Annotated in this window: 21 protein-coding genes; 9 read left to right on the forward strand and 12 right to left on the reverse strand. The window is 54.6% G+C overall.

All coding sequences use genetic code 11. The features are described from left to right. Nucleotides 1-2: 2 nt before the first annotated feature. Both TH25_RS03385 and TH25_RS03390 read right to left on the reverse strand, forming a co-directional pair. Complete coding sequence (locus TH25_RS03385; protein ID WP_114087031.1) at nt 3-1,118, reverse strand: ABC transporter ATP-binding protein; 1,116 nt, start codon at nt 1,116-1,118, stop codon at nt 3-5. A gap of 248 nt (nt 1,119-1,366) precedes the next feature. Then, the gene (locus TH25_RS03390) at nt 1,367-3,133 is read right to left on the reverse strand and encodes a SulP family inorganic anion transporter (RefSeq protein ID WP_114087032.1); all 1,767 of its coding nucleotides are present in this window, start codon (nt 3,131-3,133) and stop codon (nt 1,367-1,369) included. Between the two features lie 259 nt (nt 3,134-3,392). Here TH25_RS03390 and TH25_RS03395 point away from each other — a divergent pair, with 259 nt between their 5' ends. Further along, a complete protein-coding gene (locus TH25_RS03395) occupies nt 3,393-4,595 on the forward strand; it encodes a pyridoxal phosphate-dependent aminotransferase (protein ID WP_114087033.1) in 1,203 nt (400 codons plus the stop codon). A 71-nt stretch (nt 4,596-4,666) separates the two neighbouring features. Here the strand turns inward: TH25_RS03395 and TH25_RS03400 are convergent, their stop codons facing one another. Beyond that, nucleotides 4,667-5,848, reverse strand: coding sequence for an acyl-CoA desaturase (locus tag TH25_RS03400; protein WP_114087034.1), 1,182 nt, complete (start codon nt 5,846-5,848; stop codon nt 4,667-4,669). Between the two features lie 446 nt (nt 5,849-6,294). On the opposite strand from TH25_RS03400, the gene TH25_RS03405 reads away from it, so the two are divergent. Beyond that, nucleotides 6,295-7,191 (forward strand): hypothetical protein, encoded by an 897-nt coding sequence (locus tag TH25_RS03405; protein WP_114087035.1) that lies wholly within the window; start codon nt 6,295-6,297, stop codon nt 7,189-7,191. 28 nt (nt 7,192-7,219) lie between these two features. Here TH25_RS03405 and TH25_RS03410 read toward each other — a convergent pair whose 3' ends face one another. The 5 genes from TH25_RS03410 to TH25_RS03430 all read right to left on the reverse strand — a co-directional run bounded on the left by TH25_RS03410 (nt 7,220) and on the right by TH25_RS03430 (nt 11,483). Continuing rightward, on the reverse strand, nt 7,220-7,531 hold the full coding sequence (locus TH25_RS03410; protein ID WP_114087036.1) for a type II toxin-antitoxin system RelE/ParE family toxin: 312 nt from the start codon (nt 7,529-7,531) through the stop codon (nt 7,220-7,222). Nucleotides 7,532-7,537: 6 nt separating this feature from the next. Continuing rightward, complete coding sequence (locus tag TH25_RS03415; RefSeq protein ID WP_114087037.1) at nt 7,538-7,810, reverse strand: ribbon-helix-helix domain-containing protein; 273 nt, start codon at nt 7,808-7,810, stop codon at nt 7,538-7,540. 186 nt (nt 7,811-7,996) lie between these two features. Beyond that, nucleotides 7,997-9,916 carry a sulfate adenylyltransferase subunit CysN gene (gene cysN / locus TH25_RS03420; RefSeq protein WP_114087038.1) on the reverse strand — a complete coding sequence of 640 codons (1,920 nt, stop codon included), beginning with the start codon at nt 9,914-9,916 and terminating at the stop codon, nt 7,997-7,999. Continuing rightward, entirely contained in the window at nt 9,916-10,809 is an 894-nt protein-coding gene (gene cysD / locus TH25_RS03425; RefSeq protein ID WP_258549033.1) for a sulfate adenylyltransferase subunit CysD, read from the reverse strand. Before cysD ends, cysN begins: the two co-directional genes overlap by 1 nt. Before the next feature lie 212 nt (nt 10,810-11,021). After that, complete coding sequence (locus TH25_RS03430; protein WP_114087040.1) at nt 11,022-11,483, reverse strand: Lrp/AsnC family transcriptional regulator; 462 nt, start codon at nt 11,481-11,483, stop codon at nt 11,022-11,024. Nucleotides 11,484-11,718: 235 nt separating this feature from the next. Between TH25_RS03430 and TH25_RS03435 the strand changes: the two genes are divergently transcribed. The 3 genes from TH25_RS03435 (at nt 11,719) to TH25_RS03450 (ending at nt 15,670) form a co-directional block, all read left to right on the forward strand. After that, on the forward strand, nt 11,719-12,939 hold the full coding sequence (locus tag TH25_RS03435; protein WP_114087041.1) for an aminotransferase-like domain-containing protein: 1,221 nt from the start codon (nt 11,719-11,721) through the stop codon (nt 12,937-12,939). A 388-nt stretch (nt 12,940-13,327) separates the two neighbouring features. After that, the gene (locus TH25_RS03445) at nt 13,328-14,521 is read left to right on the forward strand and encodes an MFS transporter (RefSeq protein WP_114087042.1); all 1,194 of its coding nucleotides are present in this window, start codon (nt 13,328-13,330) and stop codon (nt 14,519-14,521) included. A gap of 261 nt (nt 14,522-14,782) precedes the next feature. Then, nucleotides 14,783-15,670 carry a hypothetical protein gene (locus TH25_RS03450; RefSeq protein ID WP_114087043.1) on the forward strand — a complete coding sequence of 296 codons (888 nt, stop codon included), beginning with the start codon at nt 14,783-14,785 and terminating at the stop codon, nt 15,668-15,670. Between the two features lie 87 nt (nt 15,671-15,757). On the opposite strand, the gene TH25_RS03455 is transcribed toward TH25_RS03450, so the two are convergent. Continuing rightward, on the reverse strand, nt 15,758-16,645 hold the full coding sequence (locus TH25_RS03455) for a LysR family transcriptional regulator (protein WP_114087044.1): 888 nt from the start codon (nt 16,643-16,645) through the stop codon (nt 15,758-15,760). Between the two features lie 111 nt (nt 16,646-16,756). Between TH25_RS03455 and TH25_RS03460 the strand changes: the two genes are divergently transcribed. Beyond that, a complete protein-coding gene (locus tag TH25_RS03460) occupies nt 16,757-17,830 on the forward strand; it encodes a YeiH family protein (protein WP_114087045.1) in 1,074 nt (357 codons plus the stop codon). A gap of 231 nt (nt 17,831-18,061) precedes the next feature. Here TH25_RS03460 and TH25_RS03465 read toward each other — a convergent pair whose 3' ends face one another. After that, entirely contained in the window at nt 18,062-18,484 is a 423-nt protein-coding gene (locus TH25_RS03465) for a DUF779 domain-containing protein (RefSeq protein WP_220151335.1), read from the reverse strand. Nucleotides 18,485-18,554: 70 nt separating this feature from the next. Continuing rightward, nucleotides 18,555-20,075 carry an aldehyde dehydrogenase gene (gene adh / locus TH25_RS03470; protein WP_114087046.1) on the reverse strand — a complete coding sequence of 507 codons (1,521 nt, stop codon included), beginning with the start codon at nt 20,073-20,075 and terminating at the stop codon, nt 18,555-18,557. A gap of 373 nt (nt 20,076-20,448) precedes the next feature. Here adh and TH25_RS03475 point away from each other — a divergent pair, with 373 nt between their 5' ends. Further along, nucleotides 20,449-22,422 carry a sigma-54-dependent Fis family transcriptional regulator gene (locus TH25_RS03475; protein WP_114087047.1) on the forward strand — a complete coding sequence of 658 codons (1,974 nt, stop codon included), beginning with the start codon at nt 20,449-20,451 and terminating at the stop codon, nt 22,420-22,422. Nucleotides 22,423-22,442: 20 nt separating this feature from the next. Here the strand turns inward: TH25_RS03475 and TH25_RS03480 are convergent, their stop codons facing one another. Continuing rightward, entirely contained in the window at nt 22,443-22,952 is a 510-nt protein-coding gene (locus TH25_RS03480) for an Lrp/AsnC family transcriptional regulator (RefSeq protein ID WP_114087048.1), read from the reverse strand. 140 nt (nt 22,953-23,092) lie between these two features. Here TH25_RS03480 and asnB point away from each other — a divergent pair, with 140 nt between their 5' ends. Together asnB and glpD are read left to right on the forward strand one after the other, a co-directional pair. Then, complete coding sequence (gene asnB, locus TH25_RS03485) at nt 23,093-25,036, forward strand: asparagine synthase (glutamine-hydrolyzing) (RefSeq protein ID WP_114087049.1); 1,944 nt, start codon at nt 23,093-23,095, stop codon at nt 25,034-25,036. A 331-nt stretch (nt 25,037-25,367) separates the two neighbouring features. After that, entirely contained in the window at nt 25,368-26,945 is a 1,578-nt protein-coding gene (glpD, locus tag TH25_RS03490) for a glycerol-3-phosphate dehydrogenase (protein ID WP_114087050.1), read from the forward strand. Nucleotides 26,946-26,971 lie beyond the last annotated feature (26 nt).

A 26,971-nucleotide genomic window follows, 5' to 3' on the forward strand; every position in this document is an offset into this window, starting at 1 on the left:
GCTTAATCCACCAAAACACGGATGGCGGCGGCCGGAAGGGTGACATCCACATCATCCCCCCGGGCAAAGGGCATGGTGGCCCCGTCGCGGTTTTGCACGCGGGTTAACAGGCGTGTCTGGTCATCCAGGCGAATGTGATAGGTGGTATCGGTGCCAAAATAAACCACATCGTCAATTGTGCCACGCAACGCGGTTTCGCTGCTGCCCTGTGGTGCGAGAATGATGCGTTCGGGGCGGATGGCAATGGTTGCGCTGGTTTGTTGAGCGGATCGTGACGGGTTTTCGGCCACCCCGGCCAGGCTGATGGTTTGCCCGCCGGGCAGGGCAAGGATGGTATTGTTGGCATCGTTGCCATTTTGGTGAATGTCGCCTTGCAGGAAATTGCTGTCGCCAATGAAATCGGCAACAAAGCGGTGGGTGGGTGTTTCGTAAATGTCGCGCGGGGTGCCGATTTGCAGGATTTTGCCCGATTTCATCACCGCGATGCGGTCCGACATTGCCAGGGCTTCTTCCTGATCGTGGGTGACGAAGATAAAGGTAATGCCGGTTTCGGTTTGCAGGCGTTTGAGTTCGATCTGCATTTCCTTGCGGAGCTTGAGATCAAGGGCCGAAAGCGGTTCATCAAGCAACAAAACCTTGGGGGCGGGTGCAAGTGCCCGGGCGAGCGCAATACGCTGCTGTTGCCCGCCCGAAAGCTGGCTGGGCTGGCGGTCGCCAAATTCGGCAAGGCGTACCAGTTCCAGCATTTCATCGGCGCGGCAGTTGGCATCGCGCTTGGGCATGTTTTGCATCTCAAGGCCGAATGTCACGTTTTCGCGCACGGTTAAATGCGGAAACAGGGCATAGGACTGAAACACCGTATTGATGGGCCGTTTGAACGGGGGCAGATTATTCAGGGCTTTGCCTTCAAGGGCAATTTCACCGCTGCTTGCCTGCTCGAACCCGCCAATCAGGCGCAATAGCGTGGTTTTGCCGCAGCCAGACGGGCCCAGCATGGTGAAAAATTCGTTTTGGTAAATATCAACCGATACGTCATCAAGCGCCAGGACAGCATTTGGGCCGCTCCCGAACCGTTTGCTGACCGCGCGTGCGGAAATCACGACGTCTCTGTCGGACATGGATATACCCCCTGAATGACCGTTTGCGAACGGAATTTGATGCCCTGCCATCTGGCCCCTTCCCCCGATCAACGATGTCAAACGGGACAAAGGCCTGGTTCTTGTGACCCAGGCAGGTAAGTATTATTGACGTTTAACGCTTCTGGCGGCAAATGGTTTCCAAAATGCCGCCAGTGCGTTTTTTTTATATCCGTCGATTGGGCCGTTTCAGGGGAACGGCAGGTTCCTGTGCGCGCGGGTTTTTGCGTTCAGGCGGTCGGCGTGATTTTTTGCAGGGCAGTGGTAATGTCGGTTTCAACATGCAGGGCGTTGCGATCAAGGATACCCATGCCCGTCAGCACCTTTTGCGGTTGAGATTGCAGGCCGACCAGAAACAGTCGTGTGCCATGCCGCTGGCAGGTTGTGATGAAATGCTCGATCCGCGAGGCACCGCTGGCATCAATCATCGGCACGTCATCCATGCACAGGATAAAATCGCGCGGATAACCGGCCACACTGTCGATCACATCGGTCAGGCGGTTGGCGACGCCAAAAAACAACGGTCCCGACAGGCGATAGATTTCAAGATTATCCGGGATGCCATCACGGATGATCGGGTTATCGGGCAGGCCATCGGGCTGGTCCTGGCGGATTAACGGGGCGGAGCCGGACGGGCGGTTTTTGGGGCTCGGTTTTCCGCCGCTGGTTCCGTTGCTATTGCCATTGCCATTGCCAGCAGGTGTTTGGGCAATGGTCACACTTTCCGACATGCGGTGCATGAACAGAATGGCGGCCAGCACGACACCGGCCTGAATGGCAACTGTCAAATCAACCATCACGGTCAGCCCAAAGGTCACGATCAGCACCAGCCGGTCGCCCAGCGGGCCGCGCAAAAGGCGGGCAAAGCGGTCCATCTCGCTCATATTCCAGGCGACAACCATCAGCACGGCGGCAAGGGCGGCCAGCGGAATGTAATTGGCCAGGGGCGCCAGCAACAGCATGAAAATCAGCAGGAAAACCGCATGCAGCATGCCCGATACCGGTGATTTTGCGCCAGAGCGAATGTTGGTGGCCGTCCGGGCAATCGCCCCGGTGGCCGGAAGACCGCCAAACAGCCCGGATGCCAGATTGGCAACACCTTGCGCCACCAGTTCGCAGTTGGAACGATGGCGCCGCCCCGTCATGCCATCGGCCACCATGGCCGATAGCAGGCTTTCGATCCCGGCGAGAAAGGCGATGGTGAAGGCGCTGGGCATCAGTTGCATGATGCGCGCCATTGAAACATCGGGCAGGGCGGGCAGGCCGATGTCCGCCGAAATGCCGCCAAAACGCGAACCGATCGTATCAATGGGCAAATTGCCAATGGCAACAACCAGCGATGCCAGGGCCACCGCAATCAGGAAACTGGGCAATTTGGGTGCGGTACGCCGGGCGATGATGATCACGGCCAGCGCGCCCAGCGCAATTACAAGATTGACCGGGTCCAGGGTTGCACGGGCCTGCCACAGGGCCTCGATCTTGGCGATAAACTCGGCAGGCATTTCCGCCATTTTAAGGCCGAACAGATCCTTGATCTGGCTGGTGAAAATGATCACGGCAATGCCGGAGGTAAAACCCGTTACCACAGGTTCGGGGATATATTTGATCCAGGTGCCAAAGCGCGCCAGCCCGGCAATGATCAGCATGATGCCCGCCATCAGCGTTGCCAGAATTAATCCGTCATAGCCATATTGGGCGATGACATTAAACACCACCACGACAAAGGCACCGGTTGGCCCGCCAATTTGAAAGCGGCTGCCGCCCAGGGCGGATATGAAAAAACCGGCGATGATGGCTGTGACCAGCCCCTTGTCCGGTGTGGCCCCGCTGGCGATGGCAAGCGCCATTGACAGCGGCAGGGCAACAACCGCCACCGTCATGCCCGAAATGGCATCCTGGCGCAGATTTGCCAGTGAATAACCCTCGCGAAAGACAGTGACCAGTTTGGGCAAAAACAGGGTCCAGCCAGAGGTTTGGCGCGCAGGGATGTTATTCATGAAGGCATGATCCAATTGTATGGGGTTATTTATCCACTAAAAACAGTGTGATTGATTATTCATTTACCGAAAATAAAATGTCAATCATGGCATACACAGGCGCGCTATGTGCAAAACGAATGGGTGCCACAAAAACGATGGGGCCGGTTTTATAATTTTGCGACATTATTTGGGCCGTGTTAGCGCAATGGTTGACGTCTGCGGCAATTAATTCCACGCTTCCGGGTTGAGCATCCATTTCAAAAGCGGGATCAATGTCATGCGCGAAACCGGCTTTGCCAGCAGCAATTCTTTTGTCTCTGAGGGTATCCGTTCTGTTGTGCGCGATATTGCACCCTCGCAAATTCGCGAGGTGGCCCATTTGGGCATGGGACGGGATGATGTGGTGCCGCTGTGGTTTGGCGAACCTGACCAGCCAACGCCGGAATTTATTTGCCGCGCTGCGATGGATGCCCTGGCAGCGGGTGATACGTTTTATCAGCCCAATGCCGGTATTGCCCCGCTCCGTACGGCTTTGAGCGACTATATGAACGGTTTGTATGGCACCGCACTGTTGCCTGATAATGTGATTGTGACGGTTTCGGGCCTCAATGCGATCATGGTGGCATTACAGGCGGTGTTGGGCGCGGGGGACCATTTGGTCACAACCGCACCGATCTGGCCCAATCTTGTTGCCATTCCGCGGGTTTTGGGCGCTTCGGTCACAACGGTGCCGTTGCAGGCCGACGCAAAGGCAGGCTGGCAGCTTGACCTTCAGGCTTTGTTTGATGCCTGTCGCCCGTCAACAAAGGTGATTTTGCTTAACACGCCGAATAATCCGACCGGGTGGATGATGTCGGAAGGGGATCAGGCAAAACTTGTGGCCTTTGCCGAAGAACGCGGCATCTGGATTATTGCCGACGAGGTTTATGCCCGTCTGGTTTATAACGGGCAGGATTATGCGCCGTCCTTTGTGCCCTTTCTGCGCGAAGACCGCCGGATTATGGTGATCAACAGTTTTTCCAAGGCGTGGGCGATGACCGGCTGGCGGTTGGGATGGATTACCGCGTCCAGGGCAGCCTGTATTGAACTTGAAAAACTGATGGAATTTAACGTGTCCTGCCCGGCGGGCTTTATCCAGCAGGCCGGGATTGTCGCCCTGCGCGAGGGCGAGGACTTTGTTGCCACGGCACGGGCGTGTTATGCCCGGTCGCGCCAGGTGCTGGTGGATCGTTTGTCGGCCATGCCGCGCGTGATGTTACCCGCCGCCGATGCGGCCTTTTACGCCTTTTTCCATATAGACGGCGTTACCGATACGCTGGGTTTTGCCAAGAAGTTATTGGGTGAACAGGGTATTGGCCTGGCCCCGGGCGAGGCCTTTGGCCCCGAGGGGGCGGGGTTTATCCGGGCCTGTTATGCGGTATCGGAAGACCGTATCCATCAGGCGATGGATGGGATGGAACGGTTTTTGAACACAATGTGAGCTGCATGGTGCTGCAAACAACCCCCCGACAGGCCGGGCCGTCGGGGGGTATTTGTTGGTGAAGCCTTGTCTTAACCTGCTGATGCCGCCGGTGCGGGTGTTAACCGGCTGCCAACCGAGGCCAGAAAATAGTCATAGGCGCGGTCGATAATGTCATCAAGCGAGCGGGTCTTGGCAAACATCTGCCGGGCGGTTGCCATAAATTCATCACGGCTGGGCAGGTGTGGCAAATGGAACGCCGAAAGGGCATCGCCAGTGCGATGGCGGGCATTTGTCAGTATGTCGTGAAGATTTTGCAGGTCCGGGCCGTGCAGATTGGTGCTAATCGCCTTGGCAATGCGGTCCGGGTCAAAGCGGGCGGCAAGCTGCTCGGCAGCCCGGTTGATCACCTTGGTGCCCAGGCGCTGTTCATTGCGCAAAACCTGCTTGGGCGGCTGTTTCAAATCGCGGACCAACCCCAACCAGGACAGAACACACAGGATGTAATAGGTCGGGTCATATTCCCACCAGCGAAAACCCTGGCGCGCACTGCTTTGATAGGCGTGGTGGTTGTTGTGCCAGCCTTCGCCCATTGTCACAATTGCCAGCAGCCAGTTATTGCGCGAATCATCGCCGGTTACATAGCGTTTGCGCCCGCTGACATGGGCCAGCGAATTAATGCCAAATGTGCCGTGATAACAGGCCACCGTGCTCCAGAAAAAGCCCACGACAAGGCCCGACCAGCCCGCAATCAGGAAACAGGCCACCGCCAGAATAATCGCTGGGGCAGTTTCAAATTTATGCAGCCACATCAGTTCGCGATAGCGGGTTAAATCGCCCACGGTGGAAAGGTCGGCCTGGTCATGCTGGCGGGCAAAGATCCAACCGACATGGCTGTAAAGAAAGCCGCGATGGCGTGGGGAATGCACATCGTTTTCGGTATCGGAATATTTGTGGTGATGGCGGTGCTTGGCGGCCCACCAGATCACACTTTTTTGTGCACTGCTTTGCGCAAGAAACGCCAGAACGAACTGGAAAAAACGGCTGGTGGCAAAGGCGCGATGGGAAAAATAGCGATGATACCCGCCTGTAACCCCGAACATGCGTACAACATAAAGTACAACACCCAAAATGGCGGCCTGCCAGGTAATGCCCGTCCAGATCGCGGCAAAACAGGCCAAATGCACCAGTGAAAACGGGATCAGGGCCGGATAGATGATATCATCATGGTGCCGGTTTGCTTCGGGTGCCGGGGGGACGGTCGTCAAAGGCATTATATGAAGTTCCAGTTCTGTCGTTCAGGAAGATACGGGGCCGGTTGTCCGGGCCGGTTAGGGATCGCATCCACAAGGCGGTGTCGCCTGAAGGCTTTTTTAGCCTTGAAATGCCGGTTAAGCATTTACCGGAAGGCACAAGGTGCCGGGGTAACAGTGTTTCGTGCGCGATCCTGACGTTTCGATATTGGACCCTGTCCAAAAGGTTTATCTGAACATGGGGATTCCGCCGTGGTGATGCAATAAAAACCTTGCGACGGGTCAAACCACATTGGCTGTATTGTGACGTGTGTCACCCGGAAATTCGCGGTTTTCATTATGGATGAATTTTTTGCGTCAGCATTGACAGAAGGCCGCGTGCACCTGAAGGCGTATTTTTCCATGAAGCTTTGGCGCGGGCGGTGTATGGTGATGACGGGCGATCGGCAACATCAAAAGGTCTGTAAATGCCGGATATTCTGACACTTGAGGAAATCACAAACCGGGCGAACGAGGAAACCCCCGTCGAGATAACCTTGCGTCAGACCAAACTGACCAAAAGCTGGCTATTGCCGCATCTGGATGCGCTTCATGCCGATTTGCGGCAATTGCGTTCGGCCTTTGACGCGGCCTATCGCCATTCTGCCGAGGTAACAAATAACCCGCGCCGGACCTATCCCAAGGGCTATTGTCTGGAAATCAGCAAGGGGGTGCAAAACCTGTTGCAACAGCAGATCCAGCAGCCAACCACACCGGCCATGCAGGCCCTGCGTGAATTTTGCCTCAATGGGGGGATTGCCAAACGGGTGTGGGGTAATTTGCGCAACAGCTATTTTCAGAATGCCTTTCAGTTTGGCAGCCTTTATGTCGATGTTGCCAATGATACGGTCAATCCCAGCAAGCCGCAGGTGGAAATTCTGCCCTGGGTGAAATCCGGTTTTTATGCCATTCGCGATTATGCCAAATACGCCAAACTGGCGGAGGTCTATTGGGGCGGCAAGGTTTATCCAAACCGGTATCTGCCCGAACTGGCCGTAATGTTCCCCATCGTTTTTGTTAATCGCTATGGCGAGGTGGAATTACAGGCCAATTACCAGACCATCCTCTATCGTAACATGGAACAGAACTTCAAACTGGCGGAAACATACCTGTTTAATCGCAAAAATTACGGCGACCCGCTGCCGGACCCTTATCATGCCTTTTTGCAAAACGAATTTGGCGCACTGGCGGAACCGGCAAGTGACGATGTGTTGCGCGGCCTGTTTGCCGATGCGCGTAAAACCGGTTTGCGCTTTGATATTTCTCGGTGCCAGCCGATGCTGGATCAGGCGCTTGAGGTTGGGAAGCGGTCGAAACGGGCTTAAGCGTGAAATGCTAAATCGTCTGGTTATCTTATGATTTCGAAAGTCGAGCGGAAATGTTCATTCGGTGGGCGTATAAAGCCTCGAGGATGATTGTATCCTGACTTTCAAACCGGAAGAAGATTGAGGTCGGAAAATCCTGCAGGCTCCATTTCCGGAAATCTTTGTGTTCAATCCGGGTATAGATCGGGCAGGCCAGCGGCTTTGTCGCGATGAAGGCAATGGCGCTATCGACCTGATCGACGAATTTAAGCGCGATGTTCGAGCCCGCCCGTGCGCGATAGTCGGCCGTCAAATCAATAAGCTGGCGTTTGAATGCAGCACTTCGGACGATCCGGGGCATGAAAAACTATTCAATTGCGATTTTGCGGGCGTCAGCAAGGTCGTTATCCGTCCAGTCAGAATAATCATTTTCATGCAAAGACCGTTTCAGCTGTGCATGAATGTTGGCACGTTCCTGATCTTGCGTTTTTTCCATGTGTCGGCGCACCAGATCGCGGATAAATTCGCTGGGTGTTTCGTAAAGGGCGTCTTTGCCGGTCATTTCCGCAACATAAATTGCCAATGGGTCAGGCAATGTTGCGTTAAGGCGTTTGACCATTTTTCTGTTCGAGGCAGTCATTGCCAGGCTCCTTTGTAATCTCTGCCACTTTATCATATTTGCGCGTCCGGTGCGATAAGGTGCGCGTTGAGCGCGCAAATTTATGCTGGCTGGAAGTTACGAAGGAGTGGTTGCCAAGCGTATAATACAAAAAAACACCCGGCAAAATTCATTGCCGGGTGTTTTTGCAAGCAGGTTGCGTCTTGGTCAGATTTCGGGGAACCAGGCTGCGAGGATGCCAAATTCCTCGAGTTTGCTGACAACCATTTCAGCGGCGTCCTCGGCGGACTGGTCCGAGGTATTGACCGTGATTTCCGGGTTTTCCGGGGCCTCATAGGGGCTGTCGATCCCGGTGAAGTTGGCGATTTTGCCTTCGCGGGCCTTTTTATACAGGCCCTTTACATCGCGTTCTTCACAAACTTCCAGCGGGGTATTGATGAAGACTTCGATGAATTCACCGTCCTCCAGCAGGCTGCGGGCCATTTGTCGTTCGCTTTTGAAGGGTGAAATGAAGGAGACCAGCGTGATCAGTCCGGCATCAACAAACAGCTTGGCCGTTTCGCCCACACGGCGGATATTTTCCACCCGGTCGGCATCGGTAAAGCCAAGATCCTTGTTCAGGCCATGACGGACATTGTCGCCATCCAGGCTGTAGGTATGTTTGCCAAGGGCGTTGAGTTTCTTTTCAACCAGGTTGGCAATGGTCGATTTGCCCGCACCTGACAGGCCGGTAAACCACAGAACAGCCGATTTCTGGCCCTTCTGGGTGGCGCGGGCCTGTTTGTTGATGTCCATTTCCTGCCATTTGATATTGGTCGCACGGCGCAGGGAATGGTTGACCATGCCCGCCCCAACGGTGGCGTTGGTATAGCGGTCAATGATGATGAAGCGCCCCGTATGGCGGTTATCGTCATAGGGGTCAAAGGCAAGTGCACGGTCTGCCGCGATATTGGCAATGCCAACTTCGTTCAGTTCCAGCGTTTTACCGGCGATATGTTCGAGCGTATTGACATTGACCTTGTATTTAAGCGTGCTGATCTGAGCGCCCGAAATCTGCCCGCCCATCTTGATCAGATAGGGGCGACCTGGCAGCATCTGGTCTTCGTGCATCCAGATGATTTTGGCTTCAAACTGGTCAGCATAGTCGGTGCGGGCATCGGCGGCAGCCAGAACATCGCCCCGGGAAATGTCAATTTCGTCTTCCAGTGTGAGGGTAATGGCCTGTCCGGCAATCGCCTGGTCCAGATTGCCATCATAGGTGACGATTTCCCTGACCTTGCTGGTCTGGCCCGAGGAGGAAACCACAATCGCGTCACCCGGCTTGACCATGCCCGACGATACCGTGCCGGAAAAACCACGGAAATCGAGATTGGGGCGGTTGACCCATTGAACTGGCAGACGGAAGGGCTTTTCAATCGCTTCCTGCTCTACTTCAACCGTTTCAAGGTGTGCCAGCAGGGTGGGGCCCTCATACCAGGCGGTATTAGGGCTGGATTCAATGATGTTGTCACCGCGCAGGGCGGAAATCGGGATCGCCTGAATGGAATGGTAATTCAGCTGTTTGGCGAATTCCTGATAATCGGCAACGATTTGATCAAACGTGGCCTGATCATAATTGACCAGATCCATTTTGTTGACGGCCAACACCACATTGCGAATACCCAGCAGGGAGGTAATAAAGCTGTGGCGGCGGGTTTGCGTCAGGATGCCCTTGCGTGCATCGATCAGGATGATGGCGACATCGGCGGTCGAGGCGCCGGTGGCCATGTTGCGGGTATATTGTTCGTGGCCGGGGGTATCGGCAACGATGAATTTGCGCTTGTCGGTCGAGAAAAAGCGATAGGCCACATCAATGGTGATACCCTGTTCGCGTTCGGCCTGCAAACCATCAAGCAGCAGGGCGAAATCAATTTCGCCATTCTGGGTGCCAACCTTGCGGGAATCCACTTCCAAGGCAGCAAGCTGGTCTTCAAAGATCAGTTTGGAATCCCATAACAGGCGGCCAATCAGGGTGCTTTTGCCATCATCCACGCTGCCGCAGGTGATGAAACGCAGCAGGCTTTTTTCTTCCTGGGCCTTGAGATAGCCCAGAATATCATCGGCAATCAGATCAGACTTGTGTGCCATTAGAAGTAGCCTTCCTGCTTTTTCTTTTCCATTGAACCGGCTTCGTCATGGTCAATCATACGACCCTGACGTTCGCTGGACCGGGTCAGCAGCATTTCCTGAATGATTTCGGGCAGGGTTGCGGCCTCGGACTCGACAGCGCCTGTTAGCGGATAACAGCCAAGAGTACGGAAGCGGACCGATTTCATTTCCGGCACTTCGCCCTCACGCAGCGGCATGCGGTCATCATCGACCATGATCAGGGTGCCATCGCGCTCAACAACCGGGCGTTTGGCCGCGTAATAAAGCGGTACAATCGGGATTTGTTCGAGATAGATATATTGCCAGATGTCCAGTTCCGTCCAGTTCGAGATCGGAAAGGCACGGATGCTTTCGCCCTTGTTGATGCGGGAATTGTAGATATTCCACAGTTCCGGGCGCTGGTTTTTCGGGTCCCAGCGGTGGGTTTCGGTCCGGAAAGAGAAAACACGTTCCTTGGCACGGGCCTTTTCCTCGTCCCGGCGTGCGCCACCAAAGGCGGCATCAAACTTGTATTTGTTGAGCGCCTGTTTGAGGGACTGGGTTTTCATAATGTCGGTATGCACGCTTGAGCCATGCGTAAACGGGCCGACGCCCTGTTTCACGCCTTCTTGATTGATGTGAACAATCAGCTCGAAGCCATATTCCTTTGCCACCCGGTCGCGAAATTCGATCATTTCGCGGAATTTCCAGGTCGTATCAACGTGCATCAGGGGAAAGGGCGGCGGGGCCGGATAAAACGCCTTGCGGGCCAGGTGCAGCAGAACCGATGAATCCTTGCCGATGGAATAAAGCATCACCGGGCGTTCAAAGGACGCGGCCACCTCGCGGATGATATGAATGCTCTCGGCCTCTAGCTGGCGGAGATGGGTCAGATTAGGCTGCATTGTCTTTCCTGACGGTAAATAACACTATTAAAGTGTTATTGAATTAATTTCACTTCTGTAAACCGGGTAATACGGAATGTGTTCCGATGCAAGCGCCATTTGAGAATTCACAGTAATTTTGTTGTCTCTGTGGCGAATTCCAGTTTTTATTTGTGCAATTAAACGGCCTGAATGCGGTGGGTGATTGTGGTGTCAGGCAATTAAACTGGAAAACCCCTGAAGGCTTTGGTCTGGGCCAGGGCAACGTGACCAATGAATTTGGTGATGCCCAGATTGCCGTAAATCATGTCTTCTGACAGGGCATGATAATGCTGCACATCGCGGCAGACGAGGCTGAGCATATAGTCATAGGGGCCGGAAATACGGTATCCGGCGACGACCTCGGGGATGTTGTGGATGGCATTGGCAAATTTTTCGTAGTCATCCGCCTTTTTGCCTTCGAGGGTAATTTCGGCAAAGACGCGCACATGCGGGCACAGCTTTTCCAGATCTATCACCGCGCGATAATGTCGGATCACCTTTTCGCGTTCCAGCTTTTTGACCCGGTCCAGGCAGGGGCTGGGGCTTAACCCCACCAGCTTTGACAGGGCCAGATTGGTCAGCTTGGCATTGGTTTGCAAGGCACGCAGGATTTTAAGGTGGATCGCGTCTATTTTTATCATTATGGCCCATTTCGTAAGGTGCGCCCATTGTAGCCAGTATTAATGCGGAAAAAAAGAATGCGATTGCAAAAAGCAGGCCGGAGCAGGCCGTTGGTTCACCATCCGCGATTTCGGTTTGAATAGAGATCGTTTGGTAATTTTATTTCAAAAAACGGACTCCTCGAAAAATAATGTTGATTTAGGTCAGTGTTGCTTGCTTAATAAGGACAGCGAACCTGACCTAAAGAGAAGCGCAATGACCCTCCAGTGGAATGATTTGATCGTGCGGGATGCCCGCGCCCTGACGGCATCGGAAATTCGGGATCTGTTGAAGGTTGCCGAACGGCCGGAAATTACCTCGTTTGCTGGTGGGGTGCCGGACCCTGCATTGTTCCCGCTGGATGATTTTAACACCGTTTACCAGGACCTGATGGCCGATGACGCCGCCGGTCGCCGCAGCCTGCAATATTCGATCAGCGAGGGGTTGCCCGCATTGCGCCAGTGGATTGCCGATGACCTGGCGGCCAGTGGCGCAAAACGTGACATCGACAATATCCTGATCACCTGTGGCGCGCAGCAGGGCCTGGATATGCTCGGCCGTTTACTGCTGGAATCGGGCCGCGAAATTGTGGTGGAAAAACCGACCTATCTGGGTGCAATGCAGGCCTTTTCCATGCGCCGCCCGGACTATGTCGGGGTGGATATGGATGCGGATGGCCCGGTGATCGAGCAGCTTGAGGCCGCCTTTGCCAAGGGGACGCGCGTGGCCTATCTGGCACCGGATTTTCAAAACCCCACCGGGCGGTCCTATTCGCTGGAGCGACGCTTGGCGGTGCTTGAAGTAGCACGTAATTACGGCGCTGTTATTCTGGAAGATGCCGCCTATTGCAAACTTTCTTATGACGGCACGCAATTGCCATCTTTGCTGGCGCTGGATGAAACACAGGGCGATCCCAATGCCGGTTGTGTCATTCAGTTGGGGACTTTTTCCAAAACCCTGGCCCCGGCCTTGCGTATTGGCTGGGTCACGGCCCCGCGTCCGGTGATTGAACGGCTGGTTTTGATGAAACAGGCAGGGGACTTGCATGTTTCAACCGTGAACCAGGAAGCGGCATTGCGTGCGGCACGCCGGTTGTTTCCGGGGCATATTGAAGGTTTGCGTGATGCCTATCGCCATAAACGCGATACCATGCTGAAAGCCCTGGATGATTTTATGCCCGAAGGTGTCAGCTATACGCGCCCGGAAGGCGGCATGTTTATATGGTTAACTTTGCCCGACCATATCGACAGTCGTAAATTGCTGGAAGTGGCCCTGGACGACGCCAAAGTCGCCTTCGTGCCAGGACAGGCCTTTTTCTGCGATCATTCCGGGAGCAATACGGCCCGATTGAGCTTTGCAACAGAAAAGCCCGAACGCATTCGATCTGGCATCGAGCGTTTGGCGGCCCTGATTAAGCGGGTCCATAATCAGTATTGAGTTTGGTCCGAGGTTATGTGCAGCCGTATGGAAACAGCTTGGTCTATGCTGACTTGACATCAATGAAGCCAGTAAGCATGTCCGCATTTTGGCCGTGTTTTTTGGCGGGCAGGACCATGTTCGCCACATGTTGATCAGGCTGCTTTCCTGATAACACATGTTTTTCATGTATTTAGTGGTGATGTGCTGTTCTGGCTGGGAAAACGGCGTGCCAGCGGGGTGTGTATTCGTTGGATTGGCGGGGTATACCCGTTTGAATATGCGCGCTAAACGCATGGCAGGGCGGCCTTTTTCACGCTGCTGATTTCATTGACGGCACGCAGAACGGGTATATCGTCAATTTATCCTTATTGGCGCCACCACGCCGTTCCCGCGAAAGTTCCGCCCCATGTCGCTTAATGCCCGGCTGTTTTTTGCCTCGATGTTTTCTGCCCGTCTGGGCGATCAGTTTTTGCTGTTTATTGTGCCGTTGGTCGTGTACCAGACGACCGAAAGCGTTGCTCTTTCCGGGTTGGCCTATGCGGTGGAAACTCTGCCGCGCATCCTGTGCTATCCCTTTTGCGGTATTTTGTCTGATCGTGTTTCCCCCATTCGCCTGATCCGCATCACCCAGCTTGGGCGGGCGGCCATTGCGGTCCTGGGGCTGGCAGGTTTTGCGCTATATCCCAACCCGGTGTGGGTGGTGATGATTTCTGCCCTGTGTGGGGTTTTGGCAAGCCAGGGCTTTATGGCGCGCGAAGTGATGTTGCCGCAAATTTTTGCCACTGCCCGGTTTGATCGGGTGCAGTCCCTGGCGCAAACGGTGGATCAGTGCAGCATCATCATTGGCCCGCTGGCAGCAGCGACGATTTTTGGCATCAGCAACTGGCAGGTTGTTGTTGGCGGCGCGGCGGTGCTGTTTATGCTGGGCGAGGCGGCGATGATGGTCTGGCGGCGGATCAATACCATTGAATTGATTGAGCCTGAAGTGACCACAACCCCCTTTATGGCTCCGCTGCGCGTGGCATTTCATCACGTGATGTATTTGCCGGGTTTGCGCCGTTTGGTGATTTTGACAGCGGCGATCAATCTGGTTTTTGGGGCCACACTGGCAACCTCGGCGGCGGTTGTGACGGGCCTGTTTGAATTGCCGGGCAATTATTATGCGCTGTTACAGACAATGGGCGCATTGGCAACGGTTTCTGTGCTTTTGCTGATCGCGATGACCAATATCGGCATTGGCCGTTTGGGGACCATTGGCTATGTGATGGTGATTGTGGGGGGGATCGTGACGGCCCTTAGCCCCAATTACTGGATTTATGCGCTGGGTTTTGTGCTGATCCTTGGTTTTGATGGCATGTATGCGGTCTATATCCGCACGGCCCGCCAGCGCATGATTCCGGCGCGTGACCTTGGCAAAACAACCGGTGTGGTGATTTTGTTTAACAGTCTCAGCCTGCCGCTTTCCGGGCTGATTGTTGGTCTTGCTGCCAGCCCGGCACAAACCGGCTGGATTATACTGGCGCTGTCATTTGTGATGGTTGTTGCCGGTCTGGCGATGACGGTTGGCGCGCGTTTGCGCAAACCGGTCGTGGCTGCCTGACAGTCGGCATCTTTTTTGACAAACGGGCTGCTTTGCGCGGCCCGTTTGCTTTTTTATTTCTGATTTTCGCTTCGGTAAAGTGATCCACTATTCTTTCGGGGGATTAATCGGGTAAAAGTTTATATTTAAATCTCGATTGTGTTGTTTTCTTTAATCAATTGCTTTGGTGGAATTGGTCGTTGAAGGGTTGTCTGCTCTGGTATGTCTGGTCATTATTGCAACAATAAAAATATTTCCCGTAATTGACGGACACGAGTTGAAATGACTGATCAGAAACAAAGCCCTGCAACTGAAATGTTGCAGACGACTTCCTATGAGAACGCCAGGTTCAAGCGAAATTTGTTCGCGGAAGCCTTGTTCGTAATACGCCAGAATATTGTTCTGTCCGTGCTATTTGTGATTTTTCTTGTTGGTATAGACCAGGTTTTCAGCGAAACCCTCGGCAGGGATGGCGCAAGCGTCACGATCCTGACGAGTGCGGTGATGGCTGGCATTGTGTTGTTTGTGTTTCACGGTACGATTGTCTCGTCCGAGAAATATGGTACCATAAAGCGGTGGCATGGGGGCCGTGCGGTTTTCAGCTTTGCGTGGCGTTTGTTGTTTGTCACGCTGTTATGCTGCCTTGTTCTGGTTCTGGTAGTCTTTGCGTTTGCCCTTGTGGCCGGTAACGCCTTAACCACGAGTTATTTTGCTCTTTTCCTGTGCTGTTTTGTTGTTTTTGCTGCGGTCTCAAATGTGCTGACGCGGATCGGGACCATGTTACCCGCTGCCATTGAAGGCAAGTATGCCAGCATTCGGGAAGCCTTCATTCGCGGAAAAATAAATGCTGTGGAAACTACTTTGCGCATTTTGTTTCTGCCCTGTCTGCTTGCGCTGATCAGTTCGGGGGCGATGTTGGTTTATATGAATATGCTGCTGGAGGATGCAGCACTGCAGGCGGTGCATTTTTGGCGTATGCCGATGTATATTGCTTTGATGGTGATCTCCTCGATCATCCGGGTTTTTGAGCTTGCGCTTTTAACGGTCATTTTGTGCCGCGCCTATCTGATGAACGAAAAGGTCATCGCTGATTTGACGCCGGATCAGGCTGCCGATCCGGATTCGGAGGCTTCAAAAGGGCATTCGGCTGCACAAACGGCTCAATTCTGATTAGCCAGATTGCTTGATGGCCCCGCGTTTGTGTTGTCTTCTCGGGCGGGGCCGTGTGGCGCGTGTTTTAAGAAAACAAGCAAGCATTTACTTTTCCGTCAGGGCAATATCGGCCAGCACACTCGCCGCCCGGCTGTGATGGCGTTCCTTGTGATGCAGCATCATGAAGGAACGTTCGGGCAGGGTGATGTTGGCGGCACAGAGGCGGCCCTGTTCGATGAAGGGTAGGGCCACACTGCTGGAAACCACAGCCGCGGCATTGCCCGCCGCTGCTGCCGATATGACTGACTCATTGGACGGGAAGGTCATGACGATATTAAGGTCTGCTGGGGATACGCCTTCGCGGCGCAGGGCATTTTCAAATTCGGAACGGGTGCCAGACCCGGTTTCGCGCAAAACCCAGCTGGTTTGTGTGACAAGATCGGCAAATGTCAGCGGGTGACCGTGGGCCCAGTCATGGTTGGGCGCAACGATGACCATCAGGGCATCCTTGGCAATTTCGCGCATCAAAAGGGCCGGTTCATCAATTTCGCCTTCGATAAAGCCCAGATCGGATGTGCCATTAAGGATGGCATCGCTGACATTGCGGGTATTGCCGATGGCAAGATTGATTTCAATGCGCGGATACTGGTCGTGAAATCGCATGAGGACTGGCGGCAGCCAATAGCTGGCGATGGTTTGGCTGGCCGCGACATTAAGCGTGCCACGCTGAAGCCCGCCCAGTTCGGCCAGGGTCAGTTCGGCGGCCCGGGCGCGGGCCAGGGTCGCCCTGGCTTCATCAAGAAAAATCCGCCCCGTTGCGGTCAGTTCGATCCGCCGTCCAACCCGGTGAAACAGCTCCACCCCGTAATAGGTTTCAAGGTTTTTGATCGCGGCACTAACGGCAGACGGCGTGAGATTGATGATTTCGGCCGCACGGGTCAGATGTTCGCGCTGGGCGACGGCGACAAAGATGCGCAGTTGCTCGAATGTCATGATGGCGTTCCAATCATCAAATAATACCGAATGATTTATCTTATATTATTCGATGGAAGCGAACTGTGTAAAATGTGAAATTCCGCCTGTCATAATTCTACAGGTGCCACCATGTTCATTTTCGATCGTATCAAATGTCTGCTGCCCGGTCTTGCCTTAACGACGGTGATTTCCCTGGTGGCACAATTGGGAGAAAAGGCACAATCGCACCTGTTTGGACATCCCTGGATCGAGGGGCTGGTACTGGCGATTGTGCTGGGCACGGCCTATCGCAGTATTTTTGGTTTGCCCGACAAATTTGATGCCGGGGTCAATTTCAGTGCCAAAACCATTCTGGAAGTGGCGATTGTGCTGCTCGGCGCCTCCATTAGCATCAATGCGCTGGCCGGAGCTGGGCTTTATCTGGTGGGTGGAATTGTATTGGTCGTGTGCCTGAGCCTGGCTGTCAGTTACACGATTGGCCGTTTGCTGGGCCTGCCCAACCGGTTGGCGATTTTGGTGGCCTGTGGCAATTCGATTTGCGGGAATTCCGCCATTGCCGCCACCGCCCCGGTGATTGACGCCGATGCCGAAGATGTGGCGGCATCCATTGCCTTTACCGCCGTTCTGGGGGTGGTTTTTGTGCTGGTTTTGCCATTTTTGCAGGCGGCACTGGGCATGTCTTCGACGCAATATGGTATTTTCGCCGGGCTAACCGTTTATGCCGTGCCCCAGGTTTTGGCGGCAACGGCCCCCGCCGGGCTGGTCGCCACCCAGATTGGCACATTGGTGAAACTGGTGCGGGTTTTGATGCTGGGGCCGGTGATTTGCACGCTGGGTTTGGGCGCACGGCGCATCGCGCGTAAAAACAACCCGGATGCAAATGGCATGATCGCTGGCGAACAGGCGGTCAGGGCCGGGCGTGGGGCGGGCCTGCCGATTGGCAAATTGCTGCCGTGGTTCATTGTTGGCTTTCTGGCCATGATGGCCTTGCGCTCGATGAATTTGCTCCCCGACGCGGTCGTAATCCCGATGCAGCATCTATCCTCGATCCTGACGGTTATGGCGATGGCCGCCCTTGGGTTAAGTGTGGATGTGCGTAATGTGATGAATGCCGGTGGCAAAGTGATTTTTGCGGCAAAGCTGTCGCTGGTATGTTTGTCGATGGCGGCCTTTGGTTTGCTGGCCATTTTGCAGATTGCCTAATGCCGGGCGAAAGGCTGTCGGCAAAAAAAAGTCCGCCGGACCCGGGAAGATCGGCGGACAAGTTTGCAAAACAGAACGTCTGCGCTGACATATCTGCAGTGGCGGGGAGAACTTCCCGCCACGGACAGGAGGCAAGAAAGCGCGCTACAGAAAACCGGATCGGGGTAAAGACCGGTTACGTTCTGTTCTGCCATTTTCCAGTTCGGCAGAACGGAAACGGGAGGTATAGGGTTATTCGGTGTCTTTAGTGTCTTCGGCGTCCTTTAATGCGGCCCATTCGGCATCGGTGAAAACACGTGAACGGGTGAGAAATCTTTTGCCTTCCGGCCCTTCAAGCGAAAACATCCCGCCACGTCCATCGACAACATCAATAATCAGCTGCGTATGACGCCAATATTCATATTGCGCCTTGCCGATGTAAAACGGGCTGCCTTCAATTTCGCCCAACAGCACATCCTGTGCGCCGGTTTTGAAATCACCCTGTGCAAAACACATGGGTGCGCTGCCATCGCAACATCCGCCAGACTGGTGAAACATCACCGGGCCGTGAATGTCCTTTAGGGTGCGGATCAGGTTAAGGGCGGCGTCGGTTGCGGTCACGCGGTCCGGTATTTTTCCGTCGCTGTCGCTTTTGGCCGCGGGTTTCGTGGTCATTTTCTGCTCCTGCGATAAGAAGGCCGCCAGACCCCTGCAAGCAGGGGCCCGGCCACCATCCGGGGAGAAATCAGAAGAAGCCCATCGGTTTGGGGTTATAGCTGACCAGAAGGTTTTTGGTCTGCTGATAGTGGTTGAGCATCATCTTGTGGTTTTCACGCCCGATGCCCGACTGCTTGTAACCGCCAAAGGCCGCATGGGCCGGATAGAGGTGATAGCAGTTGGTCCAGACGCGACCGGCCTTTATGGCGCGGCCAAAACGATAGGCACGGTTGGCATCGCGGGTCCAGACACCGGCACCCAGGCCATAAAGCGTGTCATTGGCAATGTGCATGGCTTCGGCTTCGTCTTTGAAGGTGGTGACAGAAACCACCGGGCCAAAGATTTCTTCCTGGAAGATGCGCATCTTGTTGTGGCCTTTGAAAATGGTCGGCTGAATATAGAAACCGCCAGCCAGGTCGCCTTCCAGTTCCGCCTTGTTGCCACCACAAAGGACTTCGGCATTTTCCTGTTTGCCAATGTCGAGATAGGACAGGATCTTTTCCATCTGCTCGGATGAAGCCTGTGCACCGATCATGGTATCGGTATCAAGCGGGTTGCCCTGTTTGATCTTCGCAACACGCGAGAGCACATTGTCGATGAATTTGTCATAGATGCTTTCTTCGACAAGTGCGCGCGACGGGCAGGTGCAGACTTCACCCTGGTTAAGGGCAAACATCGTCATGCCTTCGGCGGCTTTCTGGCGGAAGTCATCATCCTGTGCCATCACGTCGGCAAAGAAAATGTTGGGCGATTTGCCGCCCAGTTCCAGTGTGACCGGAATAATGTTTTCACTGGCATATTGCATGATCAGGCGGCCAGTGGTGGTTTCGCCGGTGAAGGCGATTTTGGCAATGCGGTTGCTTTGTGCCAGCGGTTTGCCAGCTTCGACGCCAAAGCCCTGCACCACATTGACCACACCGGCGGGCAGAAGATCGCCGATCAGGTCCATCAGCACAGAGATGGATGCCGGGGTTTGTTCGGCCGGTTTGAGAACCACGCAGTTACCTGCCGCAAGGGCCGGGGCCAGTTTCCAGACCGCCATCAGGATCGGGAAGTTCCAGGGAATGATCTGACCGACAACGCCCAGCGGTTCATGGAAATGATAGGCAACGGTATCGTCATCAATTTCGCCAAGCGAGCCTTCCTGCGCACGGATGGCACCGGCAAAATAGCGGAAATGATCAATTGCGAGCGGAATGTCGGCTGCCAGCGTTTCACGCACGGCCTTGCCGTTGTCCCAGGTTTCGGCGACCGCCAGCATTTCCAGGTTCTGTTCCATGCGGTCGGCAATTTTATTGAGGATATTGGCCCGTTCCGTGACCGAGGTTTTACCCCATTTGTCCGCAACGGCTTCGGCGGCATCAATGGCCTTGTTGATGTCTTCCTCGCTGGAGCGGGCGACTTCACAAAATACTTTGCCATTGACCGGCGAGACATTCTCGAAATAACGGCCCTTGGCCGGTGCAACCCATTCGCCGCCGATGAAGTTTTCATAGCGCGACTTGAAGGAAACAACGCTGCCGGAATCGCCGGGATTTTTGTAGATCATCTGAACTTATCCTCCGTGATGGGGGGCGATTTGCCACTTTTTTGAATTTATCCACATTTACATTGGCAAAGGCTGTGCCAGATTGCCTGGTTGCGAAGGTGTCTTGATAAAATTATTATTTATCAATTTCTTATGTTCATGTTGCTGCTGTTTTCGGGCTTGTCCCGGTTGTTCTGTGTTTGGGACATGTGAAACAAAATGTCCCGTTTTTGATACATATTTACGACCTTGGTTGAAGATGGAGGAAACTGGTTGGTCTCTGTCCTGTGCTTTGATAGGATTTGTTTGTGACCGGTGTGCTGTTCCTACGCAGTGCAGGCCAGAAAACAACAAGGCCCCCCAAAACAACCGGCACAGGAAAAAGGAACGTCTGATGTCTGGAAGCCATGCCGGTGGACGGATCGAGGCTGCCTTGCAACTTAGTGGTGTTGCCCAGAACCGCGCCGTCCTTGAATCGTGGCAGCGCTGCCATGATCAGTTCGGTCTTGTTCACGAAACAGCCCGACGCCCCGAAATCATTTCCGAAAGCCAGACCCGCCAGCGTCGGGATCGTAGTGGCCGGTTGTTCCACCATGCCCATGATACGGTGCGCACCCTCTATCGTCAGATTGATACCGCCGGTTATGCGGTTTTTTTGACCGACCATGATGGCGTTATTCTCGACAGTGTGGCAGCTCAGTCCATGCTGCCCTCTTTTCGGGCCAACGGGCTTCTGGCCGGTGCGGTCTGGAGCGAGGAACGCGAAGGAACGAATGGCATCGGCACCTGCCTGGTCGAGGGGCGGGCGATTACCATTCATAAAGACGAACATTTTTTAACCCAGCATGCCGGTTTGACCTGCACCGCAGCCCCGGTTTTTGACCCGGAAGGCCGGGTGTGTTCGGTGCTGGATGTGTCGGCGGTGCGCAATGATATCCGCCGCGAGGATTGTTTGCGCGTACGCAGCCTTGTTGCCGATTATGCCGATGCCCTGGAACGCATTCTGTTTTTCGAGGAATGCGCAGGCAATGTCATTTTGCATTTGCACCCGGATGCCAGCCATGTCGGCAGCGCGCGGGATGCGCTGCTGGCCATTCGCCCGGATGGCAGTGTGGCGGGCAGTACGGCGCTGGCGCGGCGGTTGTTGTCGGCCCAGGGTGGTGCCAGTCATATTACCTCGCTGCTGGGAACCGACCTGGACAGTTTGATGTCGCGGATGCTGGCGACCGGCACAGGTAACGACAAAAACAGCACAACACAGGCCGTGCCACTGGGTGGGGGTGGTGTGATGTTCGGGCAATTGACCCTGCCCGAAAAACAGCGCCGCCAGTTTTATACGCCCGGCATTGCGTCCGTCGTGCCCAAGCCACACGATCAGGATGTTGATATTCCGGATCAGGACCCGGCCTTGCGGCGATTGTTCCAGATGGGGTGCAAGTTGCTGGCAGGCGAGATTAACCTGCTGATGTCGGGTGAAACCGGCAGCGGCAAGGAGCATATGGCGCGGGCCATTCACAACCAGGCGGTCGGGGCGCAAAAACCGTTTGTTGCCATTAACTGTGCGGCCCTGCCAGAAAGCCTGATTGAAAGCGAATTGTTTGGTCATGCCAGCGGGGCCTTTACCGGGGCGGCTCGCGACGGATTTGGCGGGCGCATCAAACAGGCCGATGGCGGGACGCTGTTTTTGGATGAAATCGGCGATATGCCGATTGGCATTCAGGGCCGGTTGTTGCGTGTTCTGGAGCAAAGACGGGTCGAGCCGCTGGGCAGCACCAAATCGGTGCCGGTAGATTTTCGCCTGATTTGTGCCTCGAACGTCGATTTGGCGGCTGCCGTTGCCAAAGGCAATTTCCGTGAAGATTTGCTCTATCGTATCAAGGGGGCGCGTCTGGCCTTGCCCGCCTTGCGCGACCGGGCGGATCTGAAGGATCTTGTTGCTCGCCTGCTGGCGGATTTTGCCAAGGGGCAGCCTGTGCACTGTGATGATGCAACAATGGAAATTCTGCGCCAGCATCACTGGCCGGGCAATGTGCGTGAACTGGTCAATGTGTTGCAATATGCCTGTGTTTTTGCCGAGGATGGCATTATTCGTGCAGCCCATTTGCCCGACGAGATGCAGCTCGTTGTGACAATGCACCAGCAGCCCGCATCGACATGCGCGCAAAATCCGCTTTGGCAGGCAGAGCGCGATGCACTGCAAACGGCCCTTGCCCGGCATCATTGGCATGTCAGCAAAACAGCACGGATGCTGGGCGTCAGTCGCAATACGCTTTATCGCAAAATGGAGAAATTTGGCATCCGGCGGGTCGGCAAGAACGACACGGATACAGGTGTGGCCGTTTGTACGGGCGACACATCGGCAAATTGACCGTTTGCCTGCGAGGGTGTTTACCCGTCTGACAGCTTGCCGCGCAGCGGGGTTGGTGCGGTCAGGCTTTCAAGCGGATAGCCGGCAAAGCCCTTGGTACGTTCCATGACGATATGACCGCGAAAGGTTTCGATGCCGATACTGGCTGTCAGCAGTCTTTCTTTGATGCTGTTGAAATGCGGAATATCGCGGCAGATCATATCGAGTGTATAATCGAACGGTCCGGCGATTTTATAACACGAAATCACTTCGTCAAATTCGGCGATGGCGGTTTCAAATTGCCTGAAATCCTCGACCAGATGACTGCCCAGTGTGATTTCGGCCACCACATGCAGGTTGGGGCCGATTTTATCAAGGTCAATATCGGCAATATAATGTGAAATCAGGCCGCTTTCTTCGAGCTTGCGCACCCGTTCCAGGCAGGGAGAGGGCGACAGATTGACTGCCTCGGATAAATCGAGGTTCGATATCCGGCCCTGGGTTTGCAATATTTGCAGGATGCGAATGAAAATTCGGTCAAGTTTCAACATGGCTCCGTTATGCCGCAAGCCGGGCAAAAAGAAAAGTTGCCGATTTCGATTGTCGCAACCTTTGCCGTTCGCTATTACCGGAGCAGACCCGGAACGTATCGTGATGACGGGCGCTAATATCAGGGCTTTAGAGGATTGCCATGTGCGGCATTACCGGACTATGGACACCAAAACAGACCGGGCAGCGTAACAACGCCGCGATTGTGACGGCGATGAACGCCGCCTTGCTGCATCGCGGCCCGGATGGTGGTGATGTGTGGGTCGATGATGCCACCGGTGTCGCCCTGGGCCAGCGCCGCCTTGCCATTATTGACTTGAGCGATGCCGGTAAACAGCCCATGCCATCGGCCGATGGCCGTTATGTCATGGTCTATAACGGTGAAATTTATAATGCCGAAGACCTGCGCGCCAAACTGGCACGATACAACATTGCCTGGCGCGGCCATTCCGACAGTGAAGTCATTCTTGAGGCCTTTGCCCATTGGGGGATTGCCGAAACCCTGAAGCTGCTGATTGGCATGTTTGCCATTGTGTTGTGGGACAAAAAATTGCACCGGATGGTTATGGTGCGTGACCGGTTGGGCATCAAACCGCTTTACTGGACCCATCATGACGGGCGATTTGCCTTTGCATCGGAATTAAAGGCCCTGGTGGCGGGTGGGGTTTGCCCGCGCGAGGTGGATAGCGGCGCGCTGGATAATTATTTGCGCTTTGGCTATGTGCCGTCGGGGCAGTCGATTTATCGTAAAACCCGGCAGGTGCGCCCCGGTCATATGATTGAAATTGATGCCGAAGGCCAAATTCGTGACTCCATTTACTGGTCGATGGAAGACGTTGTTTTAAATGGCCGCAATAATCGCTGGGCCGGTGATGATGCCAGTGCCATTGATGCGCTGGAGGATTTGCTGCGTGATGCGGTGGAGCGCCGCATGGTCGCCGATGTGCCGCTGGGCGCGTTTTTGTCGGGCGGGATTGATTCTTCCACCGTCGTGGCCCTGATGCAGTCGGTCGCGTCCAAACCGGTGAAAACCTATTCCATCGGTTTTGAAGATCAGGCGTTTAACGAGGCCGCCTTTGCCGGAGCGGTGGCAAAACATCTGGGAACAGACCATACCGAGCTTTATGTCACCGCTCAGGATGCCCTGGATGTCGTACCCAAACTGGCAGATATGTATGACGAGCCGTTTTTTGACAGTTCGGGCATTCCCACAGCCCTGATGTCGTCATTGACACGCAAGGATGTCACGGTTGCCCTGTCTGGCGATGGCGGCGATGAAACATTTGGGGGTTATAACCGCTATTTATGGGCAAAAAACGTGGCGCGAATGACCGATATGATCCCGTTTGGGGCATCGCATATTGCCAGCGCCCTGACAGTGCTGTCGCCCCGGCAGTGGGACCGGGTTTGTTCGGTGCTGCCGGTCGGCGGTAAAACCGGCACCATTGGCGATAAAATTCACAAGGTCGCGCCGCTTTTGGCCATCCGCGATGATATTGACCGTTACGTTGCGCTTTTGGAATTGTGGGACCCCAAAACACTTCGTCCGCACGGGCGGGGCGATGAAAAGGCACCGGTTTTTCATGTGCCGGGCGAAAAGTTTTCGCGCAATCGCAACCTTGATTACATCTCGGCCATGCAGGTCATGGATACGATGATGTATATGGTTGATGATGTGTTGACCAAGGTGGACCGCGCCTCGATGGCGGCATCGCTGGAGGTGCGTGTGCCCCTGATCGACCATCGCGTGATCGAATTTGGCTGGCGGTTGCCGGCACATTTGAAAATTCACGACGGGACCGGCAAAATCGCCTTGCGCCGCATTTTGCAAAAATATGTGCCCGATGAATTGATCAATCGGCCCAAAACCGGTTTTGGTGTGCCCCTGGCGGACTGGTTGCGCGGACCATTACGTGACTGGGCGCAGGATTTGTTGGCGCGGTCCGCCCTGTATGAGGATTTTGGTTTGGATCGTGCTGTTGTGGAAACGGCGATGAAGGATCATCAGGCGGGCCGCACCAATAATGCGCATAAATTATGGTCCGTTTTGATGCTGTCGGCCTGGCAGCAGCGGTGGCTGTCGTAACCCGGCATTTGTGGTTGTGTTTTTGAGGCGCTGTTGCGGTGTATCGCACAGCGCCTTTTTTGTGATTTGAGCCATTATTTTCGCAATGTTACATTTTTATGTGATGTCCGCTATTGGTAGACGCGGCATCTTAGTCTGCTAAAAGCCTTGGTAATTCATTGGCTTCGGGAATTTTGATCTTGCCATCTCATGGCTTTGATGCGGGCGCGTTTGGGGTGCCGGATGTCGGATTTTGTTGGAATGTGTTCAAAATTTGAAGATTGATCGCTTGAAAAATTTTCGCAAATGAACTAAATAACGGTCATTCACGAAATTCGAGAAGGTCAGGATTATGTCAGGCGCATCACAAAATCCGGAAACACAGTTGGAAAATCCGGCCCGGGATCAGGGTGATTATGATCTGGTGGTGATTGGTGGCGGTATTAACGGCACCGGGATCGCCCGCGACGCCGCCGGGCGCGGGTTGCGCGTGTTATTATGCGAAATGAATGACCTTGCCAGTGCGACGTCCTCGGCCAGTACCAAGCTTATTCATGGTGGTTTGCGCTATCTGGAGCATTATGAGTTCCGGCTGGTGCGCGAAGCCCTGAAAGAGCGCGAAGTTTTATGGGGCAATGCGCCGCATATCATTTGGCCGTTGCGTTTTGTGTTGCCGCATGTGCCGGGGTTGCGTCCGACATGGATGATCCGGCTGGGCCTGTTTTTATATGATCATTTGGGCGGTCGTAAAAAACTGCCCGCCAGCGAAGGCATCAATCTTGCCAGCCACGAGGCCGGGCAGCCGTTGCGCGGTGATTTGCGCAAGGGCTTTGTTTATTCCGATTGCTGGGTGGATGATGCCCGTCTGGTGGTGTTAAACGCGATGGACGCCAAGGAACGTGGTGCCGAAATTTTAACCCGCACCGAATGTGTCGGTGCACAGCGAAGTGCGGATGGCTGGGATGTCACCTTGCGCGCCAAGGATAGCGGCGCAACCCGCAAGGTGCGGGGCAAAATGGTGGTCAATGCCGCCGGGCCGTGGTGTGCGCGGTTGATTGACCCGGAAAATGGCACGGTGGATGCGACACAGCGGGCCTCGATCCGCTTGGTCAAAGGCAGCCACATTGTCGTGCCCAAGCTGTTTGATCACGATAAATGCTATATTTTCCAGAACCCGGATGGCCGGATTGTGTTTGCCATTCCCTATCAGCATGACTTTACGCTGATCGGCACCACCGATGTCGATTACAAGGGCGACCCGGCACAGGTGAAAATTGACGAAGGTGAAATTTCCTATCTGTGCGAGCTTGCCAGCAGCTATTTTAAAACCCCGGTAACGCCAGATACTGTCGTCTGGAGCTATTCCGGCGTGCGGCCGCTTTATGGCGGCGAAAGCGAAAATGCCTCCAAAGTATCGCGGGATTATACCCTGAAGCTGGATGATGCCGGGGACAAAGCCCCGCTATTGAATGTTTTTGGCGGTAAAATCACCACCTATCGCAAGCTGGCGGAACATGCCCTGCAAATCATTTGCCGCAAACTGACACGTGATGACCATGCCTGGACGGCCGATGCGCCATTGCCCGGTGGTGAATTGCCAGGCGGGGATTTTGATGCCGCCCTGAAGCATTATGGGCAACGTTATGACTGGATGCCAGAAGCCACGCTGCATCGTTTGTTGCGCGCCTATGGCAGCCGGGTTGAGAAAATTTTGCACAATGCCAAATCGCTGGCGGATTTGGGCCAGTGTTACGGGCATGATTTGTACGAAGCCGAATTGCGCTATCTGATCGATCACGAATGGGCGCATGATGTGGAAGATGTGATCTGGCGGCGCTCCAAGCTGGGATTGCGTCTGAGCGCGGATGAGATCGCGGCGCTTCGGCATCGTCTGGCCCAGGAACATATGGGAATGCGTGCCGCCCAGTAAGGCGATCCAGTAAGGTGATGACAGCG

The sequence above is a fragment of the Thalassospira profundimaris genome, assembly GCF_003326755.1.
GTDB classification, from domain to species: domain Bacteria; phylum Pseudomonadota; class Alphaproteobacteria; order Rhodospirillales; family Thalassospiraceae; genus Thalassospira; species Thalassospira profundimaris_B.